Consider the following 25,243-nt stretch of genomic DNA (forward strand, 5'->3'; position numbering starts at 1 on the left):
AAGCTGCATGCATCTAAGCCTCAATGCACTACTCGTCTTCAAGCTTGGAACAGGGTTCACGCCCTGCATCTGAGACACAGCAACTTCCGTCGGATTGGACACAGTTCTCGCATTCAGCGTGGTGGCAGTCGCTCGACTCTGCCCCGCACACAGTGCTCATGTTGGACTACGACGGCACACTCGCACCATTCGTTCAACAACGCATGCAGGCCGTACCTTATCCCGGAGTTCGCGAGCGACTAGCTGGCCTCGCCAACGCTCCTTCGATCCGACTTGTCATCATCTCAGGACGCTGTACGGGTGATGTCGCCGCCCTCCTTCCCGGACTGACTGTTGAGATCTGGGGCAGCCATGGCCGCGAGCGATTACTGCCCAGTGGTAGATATGAAGTGACGGCTCTTACACCCGAACAGCGAAGAGCTCTCGATCAACTCGAATCCCGCATCGCCCAAACGGCCACCCCCGTTCAGATCGAGAAAAAGATTGGCAGCCTCGCCCTGCACACACGAGGCCTTGCGCCCGAAGAAGCGAGGGACATTCTGCACCTGGCCGAAGACACCTACCAGGCTGTCCGCACCTCCGAGAAACCTGCGGCTCTTGAATGGCTACCGTTCGACGGAGGTGTTGAGATTCGAGGAATTGGTTGCAGCAAAGCAGACGCCGTCACCAGTGTTCTCGCCGACACACCTCCCGACACCCCCTGCGCTTATCTTGGGGACGATCTGACCGACGAAGACGCCTTCCGCGCACTCAAAGGTCGCCACAACGCCGCATCCATACTGGTGCGCCATGAGGCTCGTCCATCTCAGGCAGAGTGGTGGTTGCGCCCGCCCGAGGAACTGATCGCCTTCCTCGACTCCTACTGCCAGTTCGTTCATGCCGCTACTGGAGAAGGACAATGACCGACAGGGGCCTCGTCGTGGTTTCCAATCGCCTTCCCCTCTCGTTCCGCCATCAGGATGGCCGCGTCGTCGCGGTACCTTCGTCCGGAGGGCTGATCGCAGCTCTTGAACCCGTGCTGCAGGAGCACGGCGGCCTCTGGGTCGGAAGTGCCGGAACAGAAGACAGCCCGGAGATGCGCGAACAACTCCGAGTCGCGACCAGCGGTAAAGGCTTCAGCTATGTTCCCGTCGTGCTCACCGACGAGGAGCAAGCGAAATACTACGAAGGCTTTTCCAACGAAGTTCTCTGGCCCCTTTTCCACGACCTTCAGTCGCTCTGCCACTTCGACCCCGAGTATTGGGATTTCTACGAGCTCGTCAATCGCAAATTTGCAGACGTCACGCATCAGAATGCAGGCGCAGGAGATTTCATCTGGGTGCAGGACTACCAACTCCTGCGGGTCGCGGGTATTCTTCGCGAACATCGCCCATCGGCATTCATTTCCTTCTTCCTGCACATCCCGTTTCCGCCACCTGACATCTTCGCCAAGCTGCCGTGGCGCAAAGAGATTCTCGAAGGCTTGTTGCAGTACGACTACATCGGCCTTCAAACGGCAAGAGACGAACGCAATCTCGCCGCAAGCATACGCACCTTCTGTGCTCAGGCCAAGGTCAGCGGACGCGGCGATCAACGCATCGTCGAGTCCGCTCGCGGCAAGACGATTATTCAGGCGGTTCCGATCAGCATCGATTTCAAGAAAATGGCCCAGTCCGCCCGCGCTCCGGCTGTGATGGAGCGCATGAATGACCTGCACGCCCTCGCACCCGACATGCAAATTGCCCTCGGTGTCGATCGCCTCGATTACACAAAAGGAATCCCCGAGCGGATGCGTGCGTTCCGAGCTTTTCTGCGCCGCTATCCCCAGTTTCGCCGCAAGATCACCCTCATCCAGGTCGTCGTGCCTAGTCGAGAAAACATTGTCGGATACCAGGACCTGCTGGCCGACATCGAAAAGCTCGTGTCCACGATCAACGGCGAATTCAGCGAGCCCGGTTGGACGCCAATCCAGTACATGCACCGCTCGGTTCCGCAGGACGAATTGCTCGCCCTCTACCGTGCTGCTTCCATCGCGCTCGTCACCCCGCTCAAGGACGGCATGAACCTCGTTGCCAAGGAATACTGCGCCGCTCACGTCGAAAACCGAGGAGTTCTGATTCTCAGCGAGTTCGCCGGAGCCATGCCCGAACTGCGCACCGGAGCCATCATCGTCCATCCGTATGACGAACTCGGTGTCGCAGCTGCGCTGAAAGAGGCAATGGAAATGTCAGACGACGAGCGGCATCGGCGAATGCTGCGCATGCGTCAGCAAATCCGACAAAACGACATTATGCGCTGGCGCGACCGCATTTTTGAGCAAATGCAATCCCCCGATCAACTCGCGGCCTAAAGGTGGCCCAGAGTCCGCATTATGCATGGAGGGTGGCCCAGAGTTGGCGTTTTTCCAACTCTGGGTTTCTCTCATGCGAGCAACATACAGTTGAATAAAACGCCGCACAACTTGCCGTAATATCACAGTTTGAGCACTCATCCGAGGTGGACATGAAAGCGATCCAAGTCTCAAAGACGGGCGGGCCAGAAGTTCTGGAAGTTGTCAATCTGCCCTCACCGCACCCGCGTCCCAATGAGGCCGTTGTGCAGTTGAAGGCCATTGGCATCAATTTCATTGACGTGTACTTCCGCGAAGGCATCTACCCCGCCAAGTTGCCCTTCGTTGACGGGCAGGAAGCCTCCGGGATCATCACGGAAGTTGGCAGCAACGTTAAGTCCACCAAGCCCGGCACTCCCGTCGCCTACACCGGAGTTCTCGGGGCGTACGCCGAATACGCTGCCGTGCCCGCCGACCGACTCGTGCCACTTCCCGAAGGCTTCGATTTTAAGAACGCCGCCGCGCTCATGCTGCAGGGTATGACTGCCCACTACCTCACCCACAGCACGTATCCGCTGAAGCCCGGAGAGTGGTGCCTCATCCACGCCGCAGCAGGCGGTGCAGGACAACTGCTCGTGCAAATGGCAAAGATGGCAGGCGCTAATGTGATCGGCACTGCCGGAACCGACGACAAAGTGAAAATTGCGCTCGCCGCCGGAGCCGACCACGCGATCAACTATGCCACGCAGAATTTCGAAGAAGAGGTGAAGCGCATCACGAATGGCGCGGGTGTGCATGTTGTCTACGACGGTGTAGGCAAGGCCACATTCGACGCGGGAATGAACTGCCTGCGTCCGCGCGGCTACTTCGTCTTATTCGGAGCCGCGAGCGGTGCCGTTCCTCCGGTCGACCCCATGCGCCTGAACCAGCGAGGCTCCATATTCCTCACCCGCCCCAGCCTGGTCCACCACATCGCCACCCGCGATGAACTCGAATGGCGTGCCAACGAAGTCATCAACTGGGTGCAACAAGGCAAGCTGAAACTCGCCATCGGCCAGACCTACCACTTAGAGGACGTGCAACAAGCTCATCGCGATCTCGAATCCCGCAAAACCACCGGCAAGTCACTGCTCATCCCATAGCCAGGTAGCTTCCTAGGGTGGCCCAGAGTTGGCGATTTTCCAACTCTGGGTAGCTGGAGCATGGAGACAAATCTCGTCAGCGCTTCCCCTGCTATCGTAATTACCAGCAATGGCTCGCTCTCCTAAGCTTCCACCCTTGCCCCGAGACTTCTTTTTGCGCGATCCTCGCATCGTCGCGCGCGAACTTCTCGGCAAGCTTCTTATCCGGCGTGAAGGCAGGCTCACCATCTCCGGGCGCATCGTCGAAGCCGAAGCCTACCTCGGAGCCGTTGATCCCGGAGCCCACGCATACAACGGACAGACCCCGCGCAACGCAGTTCTCTTCGGACCTCCCGGGCACGCATACGTTTACTTCATCTACGGCAATCACTACTGCACCAACATCAGTTGCATGCCACCGGGCGATGCCGGATGCGTCCTGCTCCGCGCCCTCGAACCCGTGTGCGGACTCGACTCCATGGCTGCCCTTCGTGGCCTCCAACTTCCTGCCGATCCGCGCCCGTCGCGGTTACGCCTGCTCACTTCCGGCCCCGGTCGCCTTTCACAAGCCCTCGGCATCGTGCGCTCGCGTGATAATGGCAAGGACCTCTGCTCCCCTAACAGCGACCTCTACGTAGCTGATGACAATTCCTCTAAGCCCGAGGTCGTCTGCACGCCGCGCATCAACGTCACTCGCGCTCCGCACGACCTTTGGCGATATGTCATTCGCGCCAACCCATTCGTCTCCGGCAAGCGTGTGCAGTAGCCAACAAAAAAGGCGCGCCAGAGCGCACCTCCATTCACGACATTGTTTTCACTGGAGACAGTGGGCCATCGACTTCCCGCTCTGTCCCGAATTCGCCAACGCTACTCGATCGTCTCTGTCGCGTTCAAAAACGTATTTCGATCCACGTAGTAAGGTCTGCGATCGCAAAAGAACTGCAACGCATCACGACCGTTCCATTTCCACCCGTTCCATTTTTCGACTTCCGCGAACACAATCGCGCCCTGTTCGATATACACCGGATCGCAGTATTCAGAGTGAAAAGCGATGAACTCTCGGGTGGCTTTGTAGGTACGCCGCACGTCTCTCGTCGGTTCGAGACTCAGCATCCAGTTTCCTCGCGTGAACGTTTGCCAAACATTCTGCTACTCTGCTTTTTCCACGTCAATCATTGATTTCAAACAAATTAGCATGGCACCAAGGTGTCGCCCCGCCTGCTCTCCCTATCAGCTTTGCTGCTACAATCCGGCCATGCGCTCGCGCTTTCATTGGAATTTAGGCCGCCGTACGCTCCCCCTTGCAGAGCGCACGCTGGTAATGGGCGTCCTCAACGTCACGCCTGATTCCTTTTCCGATGGAGGTCAGTTCTTCAATCCTGAAGCAGCCGTTGAGCACGGCCTCGCGCTGCTCGACGAAGGCGCAGACATACTCGACATTGGCGGAGAATCTACGCGCCCTGGAACCCCCGTAGTGCTCAGCAACGAACCTGCCCCCGCGGGAGCCGTCACCGCCCGCCAGGAACTCGACCGCGTGCTACCCATCATCGAAGCCATCAAGCGCGAGCGGCCTGACGCCGTACTCTCCATCGATACATACAAATCTATGGTGGCCCGCTACGCCGTCGATGCTGGCGTTGAGATCGTGAATGATGTAAGTGGTTTCCGATGGGATTCAGACATGTCCACGATCGTTGCCGAGCGACCATGCGCGGCCATTCTTATGCACGTTCGCGGACTGCCTCATCAGTGGATTGATCTTCCGCCCGAGCCTGACATCGTGTCACTCGTCCGCGAAGGCTTGCGCGAGCGCGCCGAAGAAGCTCTCGATGCGGGCATCGCGCGAAACTCCATCGTGATCGATCCCGGCTTTGGATTCGGGAAGAATCGCGATGAGAACTATGCCCTGCTAGCGCACTTCAGCCAATTTCACGAGCTCGGATTCCCGTTGCTTGCTGCCGTCTCCCGCAAAGGCTTCCTCGGACACACGGTTTCAGCCCGCCTTGCCGAAATCACCCACCAGGCAGCCGAAGGAATTCCTCCTGCGGAGCGCGACATCGCCACAATCGCCGCAACTGTGGCTGCCGCTCTCGCCGGAGCTCACATTGTTCGTGTGCATTCCGTGCGTTCCACGATCGAGGCACTCGCCGTAGCCGACGCCATTCTCCGCCAATCCTAGCTACGCGGCCCTCACGCGTACACCCTGCTCGTATCCAGCGAGTGCGTAATACACTGCGCGATCGAAGAAGCGATCCAGCGTATCTAGAAACTCCAACTCCCCATAGAGCTCCAACGCCTTCTCTGCCGCAGCCTCTCGATAGACATACTTCCAAAGCTGATCCTTGGAGAGCATCAATGCCCATGCCAGCTCACACGACGGAACTCCTTGTTTCGCCCGCTTTGCGCCAACCTCGCGAAAATGCTCTTCGACATCCGCCTCTGTCTTATTCAGCAACCAATCGCCGAGATGCGAGTACAAGGAAATCAGCGAGGCGCGAAGCTCATTCTGGTCGATCCTTTGATAACCCTGAGTTCGCTCAGAGCTGAGCAGCTTTGCCATCAAGCTCTCCGCAATGTCTTCGCAGTGTTTCTCAATCAGCCTCACCAGTTTCAACCCAAGCATCGCCACACCTCTCTTGCCAACTTTGATCAAGAGATGTCGAAGCGGGATGCGCGAAATCGCGGCACCCTGCCTCGCTCTGCTTCACTGCGGCTGGTGAATGACCGCGCAATCACGGACTGCAGGCCTTTCTCTGTTTGCGCTCACAGCAATTGCCGCATTCTCTTTCGATACGCTGCAAATGCCGTTCTGCCTTCCTTCGTCAGTCGAATCACTGTTCGCGGAATCTTCCCTCGGAACGTCTTCTCTATCTCGACGTACCCAGTCTCTTCCAGCTTCGCCAAATGGCTCGACAGCGTACCCTTGTTCAACTCTGTCTCATGTTGCAGATATAGATAGTCGCACTCCTGCAATCCTGAGAGCAGAGCCATGATCATCAATCGCCCCGGCTCATGGATGACCCGATCGATTTCCGACAGCGCGCGGATCTGGCTATTCATTCTTCCCCGTCCACTGCAGGTCTTGTCCGGCGGATGTAAATGACCAGCGTCGCGAATCCCGAGACCAGCCACACCAGCGCGCCAAACGACATAGACATCCACACAAACCCGTCCGCAACAAAGGTAGCAAGCGCGGTCAACCCAACCGCCATTACCAGAATCAGCCACTTCTTCCAGCCGTGATCTCCCCCGTACTTCAGAACAACCATCGCATACGAACCCACATACAACGCGTTCCCTAACGTCCGCATTTCGCTCAGGTGATTCCGTTGGAGCAGCACAATGCCACAGGCCAGCGCTCCCGAAGCCGCACATATCAGGATCAGAAACAACAACGCCTTCCAGCGCTCTTCGCCAGCAATCTTCAGCGGCATCGCATACCCTGTTCTCGGAAATGTAAATCTCTTTTTGATCTCGCGTGTGAATCGTGCTCCAACCGCGACAAGCAATGCCGGCAGGCCAACCATGATCAGCAGAATCCAGCCTCGGTGAGCCGCATGCTGCGAAACAAGCTCAGAAAGCAACCCCGCCACCAATATCGCGGCCAGCATCCAGCCGAATGCGATTTCCGTCGTTCCGTCCACGTTTTCGTAACTTCTCGGACGTGCTGCAATCTCCTGTAATCCGTCTTTCATGGATTTATCCCGCAAGTAGTCTGAACCGCCCATGGTTCAACAGCGCCAGCTAGTTTGCACCACCAACCAGTGTTAGTCAATGATCGGCGGTGATTATCTGGACGGATTTCAAATACGGGAATGGATCTCGACAATTGCTCGGGTGCCCCACCTTCGACGCGCACTTTATGCGCGGCTAAGATGGGAAAGCATACGCCGCGGCGGTTTGGTTACCCCTGTGTCGCCCTGAGTGTTAACAAACTTATCTCTGGCCTTGAACCCAGCCTTGCCGGAATTCCCAGCGTGCCCAGACCGCGATTCACGTACAGCAAAGCTTCTTGTCCGCCGCCCGGCATCGGACGCTGGTAACGCCCGGCGATGAACTCCGTCATAAACATTGCCGGATTCAATCCGTGGTTCACTATTTCGAAGTTGATCTGTCCGCCATGCGTATGCCCCGCCAGCGACAGTTCAATCCCCAACTCCGCTGCGTGATAGAAGGTGTTCGGGTTGTGCGAGAGCAGCACGTTGGGCATATCCCTGCGCACCAACTGTTCGACATCCTGCATTCTTGGGGGCAATTGCTCTCCGCGCGCCCTAACTTCGCGCTGGTAGTCCACGCCAATCAGATTCAGCTTCGCCTTTGCCCACTCCAATTGCGCAGACTCACCTCGCAACAACTTCATGCCGTAGCGATGAAACAGCGCCTCGGCCTCGTCTTCTGCAGCCGAGTAGATCTCGTGATTGCCATTGCATCCCCAAACGCCCAGCGCCGCTTGCAATCCGCTCAACTCGCGAACACAGCCTTCCAGCGGATCGCCTGCCTGGCTCATGAAATCTCCCGTGATCACGGCCAGATGCGGACGAAGTTCGTTAGCGATCCCGATAGCCCTTCGCAGTTCCTCTGGCGGCATGAAGTCGCCAATATGGATGTCGCTCAGTTGGACAATGCGGAATCCATCCAGCGCTGGCGGAAGCTTCGCCACGGGCAGATCCACTCGCACCACTTCGTATTGCAAACGCTCGCGCGCAAACCCATACACCGCGCCAACAAAAGGCAGCGCGCCCGCAATACGCACCGCATGCGCGAAAAACGCCCTGCGCCCCTGATTTTCGACTCCATCCCGAGCACGTTTGCGCGTGATGCCGTTCCACACCCATTCCAGCAGGTGCAAGACTTTCACGCAGAAGAAAGCGAAGGTCGAGGTGAACACCCAAAGCTGCACCACCGGCGATAGTGCCGATCTCATCGCATCTGGCAGGAACCGGTGAAATACGAAGTCAGACAGCATCGCGGTCAACACCGCGGTTGCCAATACCTCCAGCACGCGTACCGCCCCCCGCAGCGCGCTCGGTCGAATTCGTCCCGCCAATTGCCATCCGCGTACGAACCAAAACCTCTGGGGAAAGAACACCACCGCGATCAGCACCAAACGGCGCAACGACAACAGAACTAAAATTTCGTGCACGAATCCCTCGACGCTCACAATACTGACTACCTGAATAATACGATGCGAGCCCTGTAACTCCCCAGTTCCAGACGTAGAACGTAGTCCCTTGCAAGATATGCGAGCGCTCAATGCACGCTCGTGGCCGCCGATTCTTCGCCTTTTCATATTGGAACGGCCCTCAAAACTTCGCGCTGCTGGCCCGCATGGTTCACAGACAAGGTGTATCGTTCCAGTGCTCGGACACCCAAGGCACAAGCGGCAGGTCGCTTCGTCGCGTTCGCAGTCCCAGTTCTTCTGAACCGGCAAGGAGGTCGCCATGCCTCGTCAGAACGACTCAAGTTTCCGCAACCGAACTCACGTCGTGCTCATACCCGGTTTTGGCGGCTTCGACGCGCTCGGCAACGTGAAGTACTACTCTGGAGTCACCAGCCTGTTTCAGCAATGGAAAGCCAATCTCCCCAATGCAGTGCTCCACTATTTCGACAACCTTCCCACCGCGGCCGTCGTCACTCGCGCCACACACCTTGAGCGTTATCTTGCCAGCCGCATCGCTCGCGGAGAAATTCGTACCGACGCCGACGACGAGATCGTTCTGGTCGGGCACTCAACCGGAGGCCTCGATATCCGCCAACTGATTCTCAATCTCGCCGAGCACCCCGAACATGAGAACCTCGTTGATAACGGAGTCGCGGTCACGTCTGGCGAAATCCTCGATCACCTGCATCGTGTTGTGTTTCTTTCCGTACCCCATTGGGGAACGAATATCGCCGACTGGGTGCGCTCATACGGATTCCTTCGCCGTGCCATCGTCGAACAGATGCGCCTTGCCGTAAGCGCCTCTCAGGTTTACCCCATCGATTTCGTTGAGAAATCACTGGCCGGAGCTGCCGCCTGCTTTACCGATGCCGATTTCTTTCTCGCCGTCCGTGACTGTCTCACCGAGGCCAACGAAAACTACGGAAGTGCCGGTCCACTGCGCCGCGCCGCAGCACACCGCGCCGCTGCCAACCTCCAACTTTACGTTCGCGACATCGCCACTGACTTTCATGTGATTGACGATCTCACATCGCAACCGCCCGCCGAAGGCCCCGTCAGTCCTGCGCATTTCGATTTCGAAACCCGTGCCCGTGAGCATGAGATATGGGAATCGCGACGCATCACGTCCTTGTCTTTCGCCACCGTCGGACACCGACCCTTCGCATTCGCATCCGGGAGTCGCGTTGCGCCTCTTGATTTTGCAAATCCGTTTATTTATCCCCAACTTCTGCTGCAAAGCGGAGCGGCTGCAGGCACCGACATCTCATATCGTCTCTGTTATCTCGCCTGCGCCGGAGGACCTTTTCCCACCTGGATCCGCTCCCGCAAAATGCAGGCTTTGCGCACCGAAGTTCCGCAGTTCAATCTTGAATTCTGGGACAACGATGGCATCGTCAACACGTTATCGATGCTCTGGCCGTTCGGCAGAACTCATGTTGTCCTGGCCGATCATCTGGACATCGTTGGCCACTTCCAGCGCGTCTTCGCCTCGCCTGCCGACGAAGGGCGCAAATACCAGAGCTACAACACCCTTCGTTCGGGCTCGCGTTTCACTCAGCAAAAGTTCGAAGACGTCTGGGCCACGGTCTTCAACTTCGCTACCCAATCAAATTTCCGAGTGGCTTCAGTGGCATAGGCTCCGGGGGCGCGCCTCTTCTGCCCAAATTGGGACGGTAAGACTATCAACCTGTGCCCACCACCACGAGAGCCGCGGGATTCGGTGGATACTGCGGGGGATCAGTTGGTGGGCAGCGCTTTCCGGAGGCAATATTATCCCGGACTGCAGCGCTGCACCGCGGGAGGTGCCCTGCATGGCAAACACACTCGGTCTGGTCATGACCGGCGGCGGTGCGCGGGGCGCATATCAAGCAGGAGTACTGCAGCGCATCGGCGAGATCCCGCGTGTTCAGCAACAGGGAAATCCGTTCCCCATCATTGGAGGCTCTTCCGCCGGTGCCATAAACGCCACTGCAATGGCCGCTGGCAGTGACGACTTACCTTTGGCAACAAAACTTACCTCTGCTGCGTGGGCAAACCTCATCCCCGGGGAGGTCTTCCGTTGTGATCTTGTTTCCCAGGCCGTCAACTCTCTTACCTGGATACGGGACTTATCTTTCGGAGGCGCACTGGGCGGTGGCAATGCGCGTTCTCTGCTCGATGCACTTCCCCTGCAACACTTCCTGCGTCGCCACCTGCGTTGTGAACGAATCCAAGGCAACATCAGGAATCGACATCTTTACGCTTTGGCAATTTCCGCAACTAGCTACACCTCAGGAAGGGCTTATCTCTTCATCCAGGGAAGAAAAGGCCATCCCACTTGGAAACGAAGCCGCCTCATCACCGTTCCTGCCACTATAACGGTTGAGCACATATGCGCCTCCTCCGCGATCCCACTTGTGTTTCAGCCCGTAAGGCTAAAGGTGGGCAAAGGCTTCGCGTTCTTCGGCGACGGCTGCATCCGTCTCCAGCAGCCACTCAGCCCGGTGATTCGGCTGGGCGCAACCAGGATTGTGGCCATCGGAGTACGGGCTGAGGCTTTGGAGCGCCAGAAGGAAACGTCGGTGGACCTGAGTGAACCTTCCATCTCGCAGGTCATGGGAGTGCTTTTCGACGCAATGTTCCTGGACCATCTTGCGACTGACGTTGAACACCTTGTCCATCTGAATGAACTGGTCGCCCATGCGCCTCCTGAGCTGGACGGCAGAGAGGACCACGAACAGCTTCGTCCCTTAGAGCCGCTACTCATCACGCCGTCCGTCGATCTCTCAGAAGTCGCCTGGGAACATCAGCGCGATATGCCGCCCCTGATCAAGTACTTCTTGTACGGCTTGGGGCGAGATGCCGAGTCCTGTTCCGACTTGTTGAGCTATCTGCTGTTCACGTCGCCCTATACGCGCGAACTCATCGATATCGGCTACACCGATGCGAGCAACCGTATAGATGAGATCGAGGAGTTTCTGTACGCCGATGACTGATGATCGGTAATCGAATCCGCGGGTGCCCATACTAAACTCGCGTTCGAGTTTAGGGTGGAGTCTTTGATTTTGACGTTGGCTTGTCCTGATAGCCTTCTGCCGCAGAAGACAGTGTCTTGCTAGTTCTGTGTCTCTAGGTGTCATCCTGAGCCGTAGGCGAATGACCCCAGCCCCGGCTCACACCATCACACCCCGCCCAGTGTCACTTTCTACAAGCTTCAGCAGTTGGGTTGAGAGCAGCCAATTCTGCCACCCAGCGCAGAGTTATGCTGCCACCGAGTGCAAGAGTATGCTGCCGTCCCGGTGACTGTTCCAATCCGGGATAAGTCATGAATAGCCCTGTAGCCGCCATCTAAAACCCTCTACCGATTTAGGTTGAACATTCCAAATCGCTTAGCTACTCTCGCTTTTAGGATGTAACACATGTGGCGTTTAGGGCAAATGGCGAAATGTCTGTTCACACGGTTGCGTCTGGGAATTGCGAACTATGGTAGGCCAACTGAAACAAATCGGTCTTTGGCTTGGATTTGCCGTCACGGTGACAGTCATGCTCATTAATGCGTTCTACATGCTTCTGTCACCGAAGGCGTGGTTTGGACTGCCGAATTGGCTTAGGCTTTCAGGCGTGCTAACTAGAGAGCGGTATGGAAGCCGTTGGGGAGGAGTTCAGGTGCGCGCATTGGGTGCCCTGATCATCGGCACCTCGGCGTGGATTCTATGTACGCTGATCGGCAAGAGATAAACCATTACTCCCGCATGCTTCAACTCGCCTGAGTTTTTTCGTGACTGCGTAATCGCTAAGTCTGGACCTTTCCTACGTTGTGTTCCTCGCCGTCCCAGTTTTCCAAGAGATTCTCAGCCTGATTCGGTAGCGCTTCCTGGCGGCTAATCCCGTAGCGTTGACGTATCCCGTTTCGGGAGTTGGAGCGACATACTCTGAAGGCAACAGTTACACTTCCGCTGCGTTGCGCTGAAGAGCATAATCCGTGTGAGGCTGTCGCATGAGCAATTACAAAATTACGGCTAAGGGTGTTGTGATTGTGTTTTTGTTGTGCGCGGCATTTGATTTTCTTTTTGGCTACTCCAGGAGCCATTCGATTCCCGCAGCCATGGGTAGCGTGATTTTCGGTCTCTTTGGCACGGCGTTCTACGTGCTCACCCTTTCATGGGGTTCACGGAAGAGCAAGTCCGAGGGCGACGGCTCAGGCCATTAGGTGCTGCAATCCACGCCCCATCCATACATTCCTGGCGGCTAATCCCGAATACATGAGGTATCCCGTTTTGGACTTTGGCTCGACGGATCCAGCCGAGGTCTGATGGCACCGTTTCGTTTCGTTGCCCTGGCCGGCAGCTTAACGATACCGCGTAAGTTACGCAGTGGCTGCATTCGTTAGCGCGGGTGGCAGCATTTCATTGCCGCCAACATTGGTGGCCCGCAACTCTGGGTTCATCTTGATCTGACACGAACGCCCCATTATCCGCCCTTGCTGTACTCTAATGAGTCCATGGCCGGCGTTGCTTCTATCCTTGCCTCATACAAAGAACGCGTCACGCTTCGCCGCCCTGGCACTCCGAAAGGGCGCTGTGTTGTGTACTGGATGCAGCGTGCGCAACGCGCTCACGACAACCCCGCGCTCGACCTCGCTGTCGATCTCGGCAACTCGCTTGGCTTGCCCGTTGCAGTTTTCTTCGGAGTTGTTCCCTATCCCAACGCCAACCTCCGTCATTACGCATTCATGCAGCAGGCGTTTCCGGACACCGCGCATCGACTGGCCGAGCGCAACATTGCATTCGTCCTGCGCCGCCATCCTCACAGCGATGTTGCAGCATTCTGCGATGAAGTCGAAGCCGCGCTGCTTGTAGGCGATGAGAACCCCCTCCGCGAACCTCGACACTGGCGGGACGTGCTCGCGAAGAAGCTTCACATCCCTTACTACACGGTCGATGCTGACGTCGTTGTTCCCAGCAAGCTGCTGCTCAAGGCACAGTACGCGGCACGGACGATTCGTCCACGCCTCGAGAAACTCGCAGCCGACTACCTCATTCCCTCGCACAACCCGAAGGCCGAGCACACATTCACGCAGCGCGTCGACTCCTTCGACCTCAGCACTCCAGACTTCGACGTCACCGCCGGATGGAAGTCACTCGACCGCAGCGTCTCACCGGTGACCAGCTTTCGAGCAGGAACGACCGAAGCCTTGCGCGGTCTCGATCACTTCATCACCAACGATCTGGCGCACTACCCGGAGTTGCAGGGGGCCGCCGAACGCGACGCCACCAGCCACATGTCTCCGTATCTCCACTTCGGACACATCAGCCCCATCACCATTGCGCTTGCCGTACAAGCCGCGAAAGTGCCCGAGATCGTGAAGGAGAAATATCTCGACGAGCTGATCACATGGCGAGAGCTTGCGGTCAACTTCGTTACCTATAACCCTGTTTACGATTCCATTGAGTGTGCCGAGCCGTGGGCGCATAAGACTCTGGCCGCTCACACCGCCGATCGCCGCCCTGTTCTCTACACCAGAGACGAACTCGAACAAGCGCAGACGCACGATCAGCTCTGGAACGCCGCCCAGTTTCAGATGCTGCATCTCGGCTGGATGCACAACTACATGCGAATGTATTGGGCCAAGAAGATTCTCGAGTGGTCGCCATCGCCCGCCGTGGCCTACCAGACTGCAATCTGTCTCAATGACAAATACTTCCTCGACGGCCGCGATCCCAATGGATATGCCGGAGTGGCTTGGGCAATTGCGGGCAAGTTCGATCGCCCATGGTTCGAACGACCCATCTTCGGCGTGATCCGCTACATGTCCGCAAACGCCACTTCACCGGGAAGTACGTTCGTGACATGTACCACCTCGCACACCGGTCATTGTGAACCTGTCCTTCTGATGCGAATCAGTAACCAATTCCACATCATCGAATCGCCAGCAGTACTCATTTAGCCAACACGCAACACCCCGTCGAGCGTAAACATTGACTTGTTGGTACTCGCCTTACAAATAAGTTACTAACCAAAGAAGATATGCTTAGAACGTCTTTTTTGAGTCCACCAAGATCGTGACCGGACCATCATTCACGAGTTCGACCTGCATATGCGCTTGAAATTGCCCGACTTCGCATCGCACTCCGAGCGCCTGAACCCGCTCAACGAAATACTCATACAGGCTCCGAGCCCGCTCTGGACGCGCCGCAGAGTCGAACGATGGCCTTTTGCCCCGCCTTGTGTCGCCATATAGCGTGAACTGGCTAACTGCCAGCATCGCCCCGCCCCCCTCAACAACGCTGCGGTTCATCTTGCCTTCAGAATCCTCAAAGATTCGCAAAGCCACAATCTTCTGGGCCAGATATTCTGCATCCGCTTCGGCGTCCTCGGCACCCACGCCCAAGAGGACCAGAAGGCCGCGCTCTATTTGGCCAGTAGACCTAGATTCCATGGTGACCCGGGCCCGTGAAACACGTTGCACAACAGCTCTCATGCCCTGAGTAAAACTCAACAGAGTGCACATTGGATAGTGACGTTCTGGTTTCGCCCCGGGAGGTTCATTCCTGTACTTGACATCCTTTATTGCAGTTGCGCATTGACCTTCACAAAATCGAACGGTTAGGATGCTAATCGGAATCGTCTGGCTCAAAGATAATCATAAGTAGGCCGACTACTTTGCCGGGCGGCTCAACTTTTTGCAGGAGGCGCCAACAAAATGGCTGCTGTAGAAGAGAAACTGAAACAGATTATTGTCGAGCAACTGGGAGTGGATGAAGCGGAAGTCACCTCCTCGGCCTCGTTTGTAGATGACTTGGGCGCCGACTCGCTGGACATCGTTGAACTCGTTATGGCGTTCGAAGAGGCCTTCGACATCGAGATCCCGGACGAAGACGCTGAGAAGATCAAGACCGTGAAGGACGCGGTTGACTACATCAGCGCACATTCCAAGGCCTCGAAGTAACAAGCTGCCCAACATCTCTGTACAATAGAATTAGGAAGAAACGGCCACAGTAGCCCTCCGGGCATCACTGTCCCGGCGTGTGCCGTTTCCATTTCACTAAGGAGAATCGAATGGCTTCGTCAGAAGAGAAAGTCAAACAGATCATCGTGGAGCAGTTAGGGGTGGAAGAGAGTGAAGTCACCGCCAACGCTTCTTTCCAGGACGACTTGGGTGCCGACTCCCTGGACATCGTCGAACTGGTGATGGCCTTTGAGGAAGCCTTCGAAATCGAAATTCCTGACGAGGACGCCGAGAAGATCAAGACCGTGAAAGACGCAGTCGATTACGTCAACGCGCACGCGAAAGGCGGGAAGTAAGCTTGAAGCGCCGAGTTGTTGTTACAGGTCTTGGGCTCGTTTGCGGCGTCGGCAATACCACGGAGGAGGTTTGGGCAAGCCTCCTGGCAGGTAAAAGCGGTGTTGCCCCGATTACCCTTTTCGACACAACGCAGTTTGCCTGCACTATTGCAGCCGAGGTCAAGAACTTTGACCCGTTGAACTTCGTTGACAAAAAAGAACTGAAGAAGATGGGACGTTTCATCCACTTCGCGTTGGCTGCGGCCACCGAAGCGGTGAACTCGTCCGGTCTGAAGATTACGCCGGAAAACGAAGAAGCAGTCGGCGTTTATATCGGATCAGGTATCGGCGGATTCGACGTTATCGAGCGCGAACACACGGCGCTGATGGAAGGCGGTCCGCGAAAGATTTCGCCTTTCTTCATCCCTGCTACGATCGTGAATCTCGCTGCCGGACACGTTAGCATTCGTTTTGGCGCAAAAGGCCCCAACATGGCCAGCGCCACTGCCTGCACGACGAGCGCTCACGCAGTGGGTGACAGCTTCAAGATCATCCAGCGCGGCGACGCGGACGTGATGATCTGCGGCGGAGCTGAAGCCTCGATCACGCCGATGGGTATCGGCGGGTTTGCGGCAATGCGCGCTCTTTCAACGCGCAATGATGATCCCCAGCACGCCAGTCGTCCGTGGGACCGCGACCGCGACGGATTCGTCGTTGGCGAAGGTTCGGGCATCCTCATTCTTGAAGAGCTAGAGCGCGCAAAGGCTCGCGGTGCAAAGATTTACGCCGAAATCGTCGGGTACGGCATGGGCGGTGACGCCTACCACATCACCTCGCCCGCGCCGGAAGGTGCAGGTGGGTTCCGCGTGATGCGCAATGCCATTCGCGATGCAGGATTGCAGCCGACCGACATTGGTTACGTCAACGCACACGGCACATCCACGCCTGTGGGCGATGGACTGGAAGCCTGCGCGGTTCGCAACCTGTTTGGCGAGCACAAAGTTGCCGTAAGCTCCACAAAGTCCATGACCGGCCACCTTCTGGGCGGTGCAGGTGGACTGGAGGCGGGCATCACGGTTTTGGCTCTTTACAACCAGACCCTTCCGCCAACCATAAACCTTGAGAATCAGGACGAGGGAACCGCAGGGATGGACTTCGTTCCCAACCAGGCTCGCAAGGCGGAGTTGCAGTATGCACTGTCCAACTCTTTCGGCTTTGGCGGAACGAATGGTTCGCTAGTATTTAAGCGCTGGACCGAGTAGCGCAAATTCAGCAAAGAACATAAAACCCCGCCAGCAGGCGGGGTTTTTCTTTCGAATGAGTCCTCACTCACTTTGCGACCTGAGCAGCCGACGCGCGTGCGGCGTTGCGACGCAACTCGCGCTTATTACTACGGGCGCCTTCGAAGGCGACATCGCAAAGATCATCAACAAAATCGGGCGTCAACGTCTTGTGACGAATCAGGAAACGCATATAGATGGGGCCGTAAAGCGAATCGAGTAGCAGGTCCAAGTCCAGATCCGGCGGCAGCTCTCCGCGATCGATTCCTCTTTGCAGAGTGGAGTAGGCCTCTGCGCGGCGCGGCTTAAGGAAGCGTTCGCGGAATGCGCGAAGCAGCGTGGGGTCACTCTGACCGCCGCCCAGAATGGCCGCAACGATATTACCGCGGCGGCTGCGCAATATCTTGATAAGCTGCCGCATTTGCAGCGAGATATCTCTTCGGGCTGAGCCCGTGTCAGGAAAATGCAGCTTTTGGGTGACGCTGCTTGCGAAGGCATCAGCGACGAGAGCAGCTTTGGTCGGCCACCAACGATATACGGTGGCCTTGCCAACCCCAGCTTCAGCTGCAATGTTCTCGATCGTCAAATCTGCAAATCCGTTTTCTTTCGATTCGAGAAACTTAAGCGTCGTGCTAAGAATGGCCTGATGTGCCCGTTCGCAGCGGGGACGGCCAGGAGCGCGCCTGCTGTGCACGTCGTTACCAATATTTACCGTTTTGCTCATCGAGCCGATGCTAGCATGCGTTTTGGGGTAGTTGATAGAATTTTCTATCATTCTCAATCTAAGACGCTCTGTATCGAATCTAAAGATTGTATTCGGCAGAAGCCCCTCCGGAAACGCGGGCATTCTGTTCAGCCGGCTTTTCTGGAGTGATTCCGATCCATGTGGATTGTTGCTTTAGCCCTGAGGCGCCCGTACACATTTGTAGTGATGGCGCTACTCATCCTCATTCTGACGCCCATCACCATCTTCATGATGCCTACGGATATTTTTCCGGAGATCGATATCCCCGTGGTTTCCGTTATTTGGTTCTACACGGGAATGTCTCCGGAAGACATGTCGCAACGAATTGTTCTGAACTCTGAACGCGGCATCACTACTACCGTAAACAACATTGAGCACATGGAGTCGCAGTCCGTTAGCGGCTTGGGAATCATCAAGATCTACTTCCGTCACGGCACAAGCATTCAGACCGCAATCGCTCAAGTCACGGCCATTACCCAGACGACAGTTCGATCTCTCCCACCCGGAACAACGCCTCCGCTGGTCATCTCCTACAGTGCATCGACGACGCCAATTATCCAATTGGGATTAAGCAGCAAGACACTTCCTGAGCAGCAGCTATTTGACTTAGGACAAAACTTTTTGCGTACATCGCTGGCCACGGTAGAGGGCGCGGCCACGCCTTATCCTTACGGAGGCAAGATACGACAGGTTCAAGTCGATCTGGATATGGCAAAGTTGCAGTCCTATCACCTCGCACCGGTCGACATCGTTAGTGCCGTAAATGCGCAGAATTTGATTCTGCCGACTGGAACCGCAAAGCTCTCGGACCTTGAATACAACGTTGAGATGAACGGCACTCCCGCAACCATCGCGGAATTGAACGACCTACCGGTTAGAACGACAAATGGTTCCACGCTCTATTTGCGCGATGTAGCGCACGTTCGCGATGGCTTCGCACCGCAGACAAACATCGTGAGACAGGATGGCAACCGCGGCGCTCTGATGTCGATTTACAAGAACGGCCGCGCCTCAACGTTGCAGATCGTGTCCGGCATCAAGAAGATCGTGCCGCAGGCGCAACAGTCGCTGCCTCCTGAATTAAAGGTCAGTTCGCTGTTCGATCAATCGCTCTTTGTGCGTGCCTCGATCAATGGCGTGCTGCACGAAGCACTGACCGCCGCGCTGTTGACGGCCCTGATGATCCTGCTGTTCCTCGGTGACTGGCGTCCGACAATCGTCATTCTGATATCGATTCCGTTGTCGATCTTCTGTTCTATTCTTGCATTGGCCGCCATCGGCGAAACGCTGAACATCATGACGCTGGGAGGACTCGCACTGGCCGTCGGCATCCTCGTGGACGACGCGACGGTCGAGATTGAAAACATTGAACGCAACCTTGGCATGGGCAAGGAAATGCGTCAGGCGATTCTCGACGGCGCGCAGCAAATTGCAGTTCCAGCGTTCGTTTCAACGCTGTGTATCTGCATCGTGTTCGTCCCCATGTTCTTCCTGACGGGCGTTGCGCGATTCTTGTTTGTGCCGCTAGCTGAAGCCGTGAGCTTCGCCATGCTCGCCAGCTATTTGCTTTCCCGAACCCTGATTCCCACGCTGGTGATGTACATCATGCGTGGACACGAGCATCGCGCCGCCGGACCGAAAACATTTATGGGGCGCTTCCAACGCGGCTTCGAGCGCAAGTTCGACGATTTTCGCCATGGCTATCAGGCGATTCTTGAAACCACGGTTGCGCATCGCGGGGTGTTCGTCACTGGTTTTCTCGCCTTCTGCCTGCTTTCACTTGGACTGATCGCATTCCTTGGTGAAGACTTCTTCCCACAGGTCGATGCGGGCTTGATGCGACTTCACGTGCGTGCACGTCCCGGCCTGCGCGTGGAGGAAACGGCAAAGCTATGCGACGAGGTTGAGCAGGAACTGCATCGCCAAATACCCGGTAAAGAGATCCAAACGATTCTCGACAACATCGGCCTGCCGAATTCAGGCATCAACCAGTCGTATAGCTCTTCGGGAACTGTGGGCAGCAGCGATGCCGAAATCCTGATTTCGCTTGATCCTGAGCACCACAAACCCACGGCGGACCACATACGGCAGTTGCGCAAGGAACTTCCGCAGAAGTTCCCCGGCGTCGAGTTCTTCTTCCAACCAGCCGACATCGTAACGCAGATTTTGAATTTCGGCTTGCCCGCACCACTCGATGTACAAGTGATCGGGCCCGACATGAACAGCAATTACCAGATTGCACAACAGATCGCAAACCGGATGAGACACATTCCCGGGACAGCTGACGTCCACGTTCAGCAACTGCTGTCGTCGCCCACGCTGCACATGGATCTTGATCGCACGCGAATCACACAGGTTGGGCTGAGTGCGCGCGACGTTGCCCAAAGCGTATTGATAACTCTGAGCGGCAGCTTTCAGACTTCGCCAAACTTCTGGCTGAATCCGAAGAACGGCGTGACGTACCAGATGGCCGTACAAACGCCGCAGTATCGCATCACGAGTCTCGATGATCTAATGGCAGTTCCAGTAAACGCTCCACAAGGTGCGCAGTTGATGGGAAACCTTGTGCAAGTATCGCCAGCCGCGAGACCAGCAGTGGTGAACCACTACGGAATTCAGCCTGTAATCGATGTTTACGCCGGCACTCAGGACCGCGATCTCGGAGCAGTGGCGTCCGCCACAGATAAGGTCATCCAAGAGTTCAAGGGCCACTTGCCGCGAGGTACGCAGATTGTGCTGCGCGGGCAGGTGAGCACAATGCGAACTTCGTTTTTTGGACTTGGGGTGGGACTGCTCGGCGCGATCGTGTTGGTCTATCTGCTGATTGTGGTCAACTTCCAGTCGTGGCTTGATCCATTCATCATCATCTCAGCGTTGCCAGGAGCGCTCGCCGGAATCTGCTGGTTCCTGCTGCTGACGCACACAACTTTGAGTGTGCCTTCGCTGACCGGCGCCGTGATGTGCATGGGCGTGGCCACGGCGAATTCCATTTTGATGGTGAGCTTTGCCCGCGAGCAGATGGATGAAGGTGTCCCTGCCATTCAGGCCGCGATTGCCGCAGGATTCACGCGTGTTCGCCCGGTACTGATGACGGCATTGGCGATGATCATCGGCATGGTGCCGATGGCGCTCGGCTTCGGTGAAGGCGGCGAGCAGAATGCGCCACTTGGGCGAGCCGTGATTGGCGGACTCATGTTTGCGACGGTGGCCACACTTTTCTTTGTGCCCAGTGTCTTTGCAATTTTCCATAGCCGACTGGAAGCACGCCAGGCTCGGGCTGAGCAGGAATAGGAATCGGAGTAATTATGAGTACTGAGAACGACTTAAATCACACTCTACCGGAGCGGCAGCAGAACGCGCACGGGAGCGAGCATCATCGGCACATCCAGACGCAGGCGGAGCGCGACCAGGAAATCGAAGAACTGCAGCGACACTCGAAGCATCAGCCTCCGCACGTGGAGACACCGCCAGAACTGCCTCCTGCACCTCCACGCAGGGCTCTGACGTTTGTGGCCGCTGTGGTGCTGTTGCTGCTAATTGCAGGTGGAATCACGCTGCTCGCGCGCGTTAATCACGAACATGCTCTGGCGAAAGAGACGGAACGAAGTGCTGTGCCAATGGTGGCGGTTGTGAATCCGCAACCGGAAAAGGCGGAAGAAGAGTTGGTACTGCCCGGCTCGCTGCAGGCGTTTAAGGAATCTCCGATCTTTGCGCGTACGAGCGGGTATCTGCTGCGCTGGTACAAGGACATTGGCAGCCGCGTGAAGAAGGGCGAGTTGCTGGCGCAGATCGAGACTCCGGAGGTTGATCAGGAGCTGAACCAGGTGCGGGCGGCACGTCAGCAGATTCTCTCGCAAATGCAACTGGCAAAGATAAGCGCAGAACGCTGGGAAAACTTGCGGAAGACCGATTCGGTTTCCGCGCAGGAAGCCGATCAGCAGACCAGCGGATATCAGCAGAGTAAAGCCAACTTGGCCGCTGCCGATGCGAACGTGCGCAGGTTGGAGCAGTTGGAATCCTTCAAGAATGTTTACGCGCCGTTTTCAGGCGTGCTGACTCGCCGCAACGTGGATCCAGGCGCGTTGATCAACGCTGGAGCTGGTGGACGCGAACTGTTTGACATCGCCCAGGTGGACACGCTGCGCGTATTTACGAGCGTGCCGCAGGCGTATGCACCGCTAATCAAGACAGGCTCGAAGGTGGCTGTGACGTTGCAGGAGTTCCCTGGCGAGAAGTTTGTGGGAACCGTGGCGCGCACGGCGGAAGCAATTGACCCGCAGACGCGCACGCTGCTTACGGAAGTCGATGTTGAGAACAAAGATGGACGGCTGCTGCCCGGATCGTTTGGGCAGGTGCATTTTGCGGTCGGAGCCAACGTGCAGAAGCTCACGGTTCCTGTGAACGCAATGCTCTTCCGCGCGCAAGGGCCACAGGTCGCAGTGGTGGGTGCGGACAACAAGGTTCATTTGCGGCGGTTGAATATTGGTCGCGACTACGGTGCCATGCTTGAGGTTCTCAGCGGGCTTGAGGCAAATGACCAGATCATCATCAATCCTCCGGATTCACTTGAGGATGGTCAACCGGTGAACGTTTCACGTCCGCAGAATCCGGGCAATCAGAAAGGGAGCGCGTCGTAATGCGCGGAGCACGAACAGCAAAACAGGCGATCTACGCCGCTGCGCTTGCGACCTTGGGACTTGCAGCAGGATGCACCGTGGGGCCGCGTTATCAGCGTCCCACGGCAACCGCGCCGACCACGGCTGTTCCGAATGCATGGAAGACAGCGCCGCCATGGGAACAGGCTGCGCCAAAGGACTCGATTCCAAAGGGCGCATGGTGGCAGGTATTCCATGATCCTCAACTGGACGCATATGAACAGCAGCTATTGAAGGAAAACCAGTCGCTTGAGGTTTCTCGCAACAGACTGGAGCAGGCGCGGTCGCTGGCGCGTGTGGCTACTGCCGGAGAGTTCCCGCAGCTTTCGGCCGATCCCGGAGCACTGCGACAGCGTGGATCGGGAAATCGCGCTCTGAACGGAGCGAACCCCGCGCTGGTGTCACCCACTCCGTATACGCAAAACGTCTTCACGCTGCCATTTCAGATCAACTACGAGGTCGATATCTTCGGGCGTGTGCGGCGCAATGTCGAGGCAGCCAACGCGAGTCTGCAATCGACGGCGGCCGACCTGCAGAACGCGCAACTGGTGCTGACCGCGGAGCTCGCGGCAGACTACTTCACCTTGCGCGAACTCGATGCCGAGTTGATGGTTGTTGAGGAGTCGGTTGGGTACGAGCGCAGGGGCCTGGAACTGGTAAACAACCGCCATAATGGCGGCGTTGCCAGCGGGCTGGAAGTCGCGCAACAGGCAGCTTTGCTGGATTCGACTTTGACCCAGATGGCACTGGTGAAACAGTCGCGTGCCCAATATGAACACGCCATCGCGGTGCTATTAGGGCAGCCTCCCTCCAACTTCAATGTGGGTTCTGCTCCGCTGAATGCGGTGCCTCCGCCATTGCCGCTTGGAGTTCCTTCTGACGTGCTGGAGCGGCGTCCTGACATCGCGTCTCTGGAACGGCAGATTGCGTACCAGAATGCCCAAGTCGGCATCGCCCGCACGGCGTTCTATCCTCACATCACTCTTGGCGGTTCGGGCGGACTGCAAAGCCGTAACATCACGACCCTGGCAAATGCGCCGAGCTTCTTCTGGTCCCTGGGAGCCGACGCACTGGAACCAATCTTCCAAGGTGGCAGGAACCGCGCAAATTTGGCAGCGACACGCTCCGCGTACGATGCTGCCGTAGCAAACTACCGGCAATCGGTGCTCGAAGCCTTCCAGCAAGTCGAGGACGGCATCAGCAACCTGCAGACGCTGGCACAAGCGGCGAATACGCAAGCGGCCGCGGTGGAAGATGCGCGAAAAGAACTGGCGATTGCCAATAACCGCTATGTTGGTGGTGTGACTACCTATCTGGATGTAATCACGGCACAGAGCACGCTGCTCAACAATCAACGACTTGCGACACAGTTGCTCGGCCAACGCATGGTGAATTCGGTTTACCTGGTGAAAGCTCTGGGTGGCGGATGGGACGCGAACGAACTAAACCAGCAGGTGGTCCATCCCCAAGCAGGACAGATCGTGCAGCCGTAGCTGGCAAGGAGAACTGAGTGTCTGCGCTGATTTGGACCATTTGGACCATTAACGCTCTGCTCCAATGGGTGTTGTTGGGGGAGATCGCTTGGCGCCGTGCGTGGCGGCGGCAACCCGCATTTACGGCATATATCTCGGTGTCGTGCCTGAAAACGAGTCTGCTGATGTGGGTGGCATTGCACCAACAGGCTTTATACTTCCGGCTCAACAGCGGATTGAGACTCGTTCAGGTCCTGCTCGTGTTGGCGGTTTTTGTCGAGATCTTCTCAGCGGTGTTTCGTCCCTACTCGACTTTGCCCAAGGCGACGCTACGCTGGTTCAAAGGCACAGGCTTGGCGCTCATTTCCGGCAGTGTCGTATCTGCTCTCGCAATCCCACGATCCTCACCCAATGCGTTTGTGACGGCAGTTGTGGTGGCCAATCGATCAGTGTCGATTCTCTTTTGCGGGGCAATGGTGATCACTGCCATTACGTCGTTCTACTTCGGCCTTCCCTGGCCGCAACGCACCTACGGAATCGGTATCGGGTACCTGGTGTACATGTGCGTGGACCTGGTGGTTGCGCTAGTCACCGCGACCCACTATGGGCTGGAATGGGCAAACACTCTTAGCTCCATCGACATGGCCGCATTTGGCGTAGCACTCTTGGTCTGGGCCATATATTTCGCGCGACCCGAGCGTGCAGCAAACACTCTTTCTTTGGACGAAATGAGGCGATTCAAAAACGCACTTGACTTCACCAGTGAAAAAAGGTGAATCTGTGCTTAGTTCACGTAACAACTTAGGCTTAGAGTCGGGCGAATGATCGACGCGCGCAAAATCGAAGTGCGGTCCGTTGAGGGCTTGATCTCCGCATTGCAGCCAATCCGCAGTGCGGGGAGCGATACGGAGGTGACACTCCCGCGCTTGCGCATGATGAAGAGCAATATCTCTGCTGTGCTTTCATTCACACTTAATTCCGGCGACAACTCGATTCCCGATAATCCCGAGTACAGCGAAATCATCGCGGATGTTCGGCGCCAATGCCTGGCCATCAACAGTATGATCACCCGATTGATGTTCCGCCAACGTTGGTTGTTTGCAACGAGTTCACTCGATGAAATCTGCGAAGTGACGATGTGGTACGAACGAATGGCGCGAAGAGCGTCGGAAATGTGCTTCATCTCATCCCCTGACCTACGTAATACTCTTCTCGAATCCTTCTAAAATATTGAGCAT

25 protein-coding genes are annotated in these 25,243 nt (G+C 56.7%); 18 read left to right on the forward strand and 7 right to left on the reverse strand.

Translation table 11 applies throughout. From position 1 onward, the window contains the following. The first annotated feature begins 23 nt into the window (after window positions 1-23). From otsB to AC6IZD_RS17570, 4 genes are all read left to right on the forward strand, one after another. The gene (otsB, locus tag AC6IZD_RS17555) at window positions 24-902 is read left to right on the forward strand and encodes a trehalose-phosphatase (RefSeq protein WP_497784840.1); all 879 of its coding nucleotides are present in this window, start codon (window positions 24-26) and stop codon (window positions 900-902) included. Further along, window positions 899-2,329: an alpha,alpha-trehalose-phosphate synthase (UDP-forming) gene (locus tag AC6IZD_RS17560; protein ID WP_497784841.1), complete on the forward strand. Its 1,431-nt coding sequence runs from the start codon at window positions 899-901 to the stop codon at window positions 2,327-2,329. The genes otsB and AC6IZD_RS17560 overlap by 4 nt, the downstream gene beginning before the upstream one ends. A gap of 152 nt (window positions 2,330-2,481) precedes the next feature. Beyond that, window positions 2,482-3,450: a quinone oxidoreductase family protein gene (locus AC6IZD_RS17565; protein ID WP_497784842.1), complete on the forward strand. Its 969-nt coding sequence runs from the start codon at window positions 2,482-2,484 to the stop codon at window positions 3,448-3,450. 109 nt (window positions 3,451-3,559) lie between these two features. Next, on the forward strand, window positions 3,560-4,195 hold the full coding sequence (locus AC6IZD_RS17570) for a DNA-3-methyladenine glycosylase (protein WP_497784844.1): 636 nt from the start codon (window positions 3,560-3,562) through the stop codon (window positions 4,193-4,195). Window positions 4,196-4,296: 101 nt separating this feature from the next. Here the strand turns inward: AC6IZD_RS17570 and AC6IZD_RS17575 are convergent, their stop codons facing one another. Beyond that, window positions 4,297-4,542: a hypothetical protein gene (locus AC6IZD_RS17575; protein ID WP_497784845.1), complete on the reverse strand. Its 246-nt coding sequence runs from the start codon at window positions 4,540-4,542 to the stop codon at window positions 4,297-4,299. 82 nt (window positions 4,543-4,624) lie between these two features. Here AC6IZD_RS17575 and folP point away from each other — a divergent pair, with 82 nt between their 5' ends. Continuing rightward, window positions 4,625-5,608, forward strand: coding sequence for a dihydropteroate synthase (folP, locus tag AC6IZD_RS17580; RefSeq protein ID WP_497784846.1), 984 nt, complete (start codon window positions 4,625-4,627; stop codon window positions 5,606-5,608). On the opposite strand, the gene AC6IZD_RS17585 is transcribed toward folP, so the two are convergent. The 4 genes from AC6IZD_RS17585 to AC6IZD_RS17600 form a co-directional block, all read right to left on the reverse strand. Further along, on the reverse strand, window positions 5,609-6,052 hold the full coding sequence (locus AC6IZD_RS17585) for an RsbRD N-terminal domain-containing protein (protein ID WP_497784848.1): 444 nt from the start codon (window positions 6,050-6,052) through the stop codon (window positions 5,609-5,611). It lies immediately after the preceding gene. Between the two features lie 140 nt (window positions 6,053-6,192). After that, entirely contained in the window at window positions 6,193-6,489 is a 297-nt protein-coding gene (locus tag AC6IZD_RS17590) for a transcriptional regulator (protein ID WP_497784849.1), read from the reverse strand. Continuing rightward, window positions 6,486-7,124 (reverse strand): hypothetical protein, encoded by a 639-nt coding sequence (locus AC6IZD_RS17595; RefSeq protein WP_497784851.1) that lies wholly within the window; start codon window positions 7,122-7,124, stop codon window positions 6,486-6,488. Before AC6IZD_RS17595 ends, AC6IZD_RS17590 begins: the two co-directional genes overlap by 4 nt. A gap of 209 nt (window positions 7,125-7,333) precedes the next feature. After that, window positions 7,334-8,572 (reverse strand): metallophosphoesterase, encoded by a 1,239-nt coding sequence (locus AC6IZD_RS17600; protein WP_497784852.1) that lies wholly within the window; start codon window positions 8,570-8,572, stop codon window positions 7,334-7,336. A gap of 298 nt (window positions 8,573-8,870) precedes the next feature. On the opposite strand from AC6IZD_RS17600, the gene AC6IZD_RS17605 reads away from it, so the two are divergent. From AC6IZD_RS17605 to AC6IZD_RS17625, 5 genes are all read left to right on the forward strand, one after another. Continuing rightward, window positions 8,871-10,226, forward strand: a complete 1,356-nt coding sequence (locus AC6IZD_RS17605) for an esterase/lipase family protein (protein WP_497784853.1) — start codon at window positions 8,871-8,873, stop codon at window positions 10,224-10,226. A gap of 175 nt (window positions 10,227-10,401) precedes the next feature. Next, window positions 10,402-11,565 (forward strand): patatin-like phospholipase family protein, encoded by a 1,164-nt coding sequence (locus AC6IZD_RS17610; RefSeq protein WP_497784854.1) that lies wholly within the window; start codon window positions 10,402-10,404, stop codon window positions 11,563-11,565. A gap of 487 nt (window positions 11,566-12,052) precedes the next feature. Further along, window positions 12,053-12,307, forward strand: coding sequence for a hypothetical protein (locus tag AC6IZD_RS17615; RefSeq protein ID WP_497784856.1), 255 nt, complete (start codon window positions 12,053-12,055; stop codon window positions 12,305-12,307). Window positions 12,308-12,566: 259 nt separating this feature from the next. Beyond that, complete coding sequence (locus AC6IZD_RS17620) at window positions 12,567-12,779, forward strand: hypothetical protein (protein WP_497784857.1); 213 nt, start codon at window positions 12,567-12,569, stop codon at window positions 12,777-12,779. 291 nt (window positions 12,780-13,070) lie between these two features. Next, window positions 13,071-14,516 carry a deoxyribodipyrimidine photo-lyase gene (locus tag AC6IZD_RS17625; RefSeq protein ID WP_497784859.1) on the forward strand — a complete coding sequence of 482 codons (1,446 nt, stop codon included), beginning with the start codon at window positions 13,071-13,073 and terminating at the stop codon, window positions 14,514-14,516. Window positions 14,517-14,600: 84 nt separating this feature from the next. Here AC6IZD_RS17625 and dtd read toward each other — a convergent pair whose 3' ends face one another. Beyond that, window positions 14,601-15,038 carry a D-aminoacyl-tRNA deacylase gene (dtd, locus tag AC6IZD_RS17630; RefSeq protein ID WP_497784861.1) on the reverse strand — a complete coding sequence of 146 codons (438 nt, stop codon included), beginning with the start codon at window positions 15,036-15,038 and terminating at the stop codon, window positions 14,601-14,603. Between the two features lie 234 nt (window positions 15,039-15,272). Between dtd and acpP (AC6IZD_RS17635) the strand changes: the two genes are divergently transcribed. The 3 genes from acpP (AC6IZD_RS17635) to fabF all read left to right on the forward strand — a co-directional run bounded on the left by acpP (AC6IZD_RS17635) (window position 15,273) and on the right by fabF (window position 17,115). Beyond that, the gene (acpP, locus tag AC6IZD_RS17635) at window positions 15,273-15,518 is read left to right on the forward strand and encodes an acyl carrier protein (RefSeq protein WP_497775249.1); all 246 of its coding nucleotides are present in this window, start codon (window positions 15,273-15,275) and stop codon (window positions 15,516-15,518) included. A 110-nt stretch (window positions 15,519-15,628) separates the two neighbouring features. Continuing rightward, window positions 15,629-15,874, forward strand: coding sequence for an acyl carrier protein (acpP, locus tag AC6IZD_RS17640; protein WP_497784862.1), 246 nt, complete (start codon window positions 15,629-15,631; stop codon window positions 15,872-15,874). A gap of 2 nt (window positions 15,875-15,876) precedes the next feature. Then, on the forward strand, window positions 15,877-17,115 hold the full coding sequence (fabF, locus tag AC6IZD_RS17645; protein WP_497784863.1) for a beta-ketoacyl-ACP synthase II: 1,239 nt from the start codon (window positions 15,877-15,879) through the stop codon (window positions 17,113-17,115). A gap of 67 nt (window positions 17,116-17,182) precedes the next feature. On the opposite strand, the gene AC6IZD_RS17650 is transcribed toward fabF, so the two are convergent. Then, on the reverse strand, window positions 17,183-17,857 hold the full coding sequence (locus AC6IZD_RS17650; RefSeq protein WP_497784864.1) for a TetR/AcrR family transcriptional regulator: 675 nt from the start codon (window positions 17,855-17,857) through the stop codon (window positions 17,183-17,185). A gap of 159 nt (window positions 17,858-18,016) precedes the next feature. Between AC6IZD_RS17650 and AC6IZD_RS17655 the strand changes: the two genes are divergently transcribed. Genes AC6IZD_RS17655 through AC6IZD_RS17675 form a run of 5 tightly spaced genes read left to right on the forward strand, consistent with a single transcriptional unit; the run spans window position 18,017 to window position 25,231 of the window. After that, a complete protein-coding gene (locus AC6IZD_RS17655) occupies window positions 18,017-21,169 on the forward strand; it encodes an efflux RND transporter permease subunit (RefSeq protein ID WP_497784865.1) in 3,153 nt (1,050 codons plus the stop codon). Window positions 21,170-21,183: 14 nt separating this feature from the next. Continuing rightward, on the forward strand, window positions 21,184-22,515 hold the full coding sequence (locus AC6IZD_RS17660) for an efflux RND transporter periplasmic adaptor subunit (RefSeq protein ID WP_497784866.1): 1,332 nt from the start codon (window positions 21,184-21,186) through the stop codon (window positions 22,513-22,515). Continuing rightward, window positions 22,515-24,026, forward strand: a complete 1,512-nt coding sequence (locus tag AC6IZD_RS17665) for an efflux transporter outer membrane subunit (RefSeq protein ID WP_497784868.1) — start codon at window positions 22,515-22,517, stop codon at window positions 24,024-24,026. Before AC6IZD_RS17660 ends, AC6IZD_RS17665 begins: the two co-directional genes overlap by 1 nt. Before the next feature lie 17 nt (window positions 24,027-24,043). Beyond that, window positions 24,044-24,781 carry a hypothetical protein gene (locus AC6IZD_RS17670; RefSeq protein WP_497784869.1) on the forward strand — a complete coding sequence of 246 codons (738 nt, stop codon included), beginning with the start codon at window positions 24,044-24,046 and terminating at the stop codon, window positions 24,779-24,781. Between the two features lie 45 nt (window positions 24,782-24,826). Next, window positions 24,827-25,231: a hypothetical protein gene (locus AC6IZD_RS17675; RefSeq protein WP_497784871.1), complete on the forward strand. Its 405-nt coding sequence runs from the start codon at window positions 24,827-24,829 to the stop codon at window positions 25,229-25,231. Window positions 25,232-25,243 lie beyond the last annotated feature (12 nt).

The organism is Koromonas humicola, from assembly GCF_059726255.1.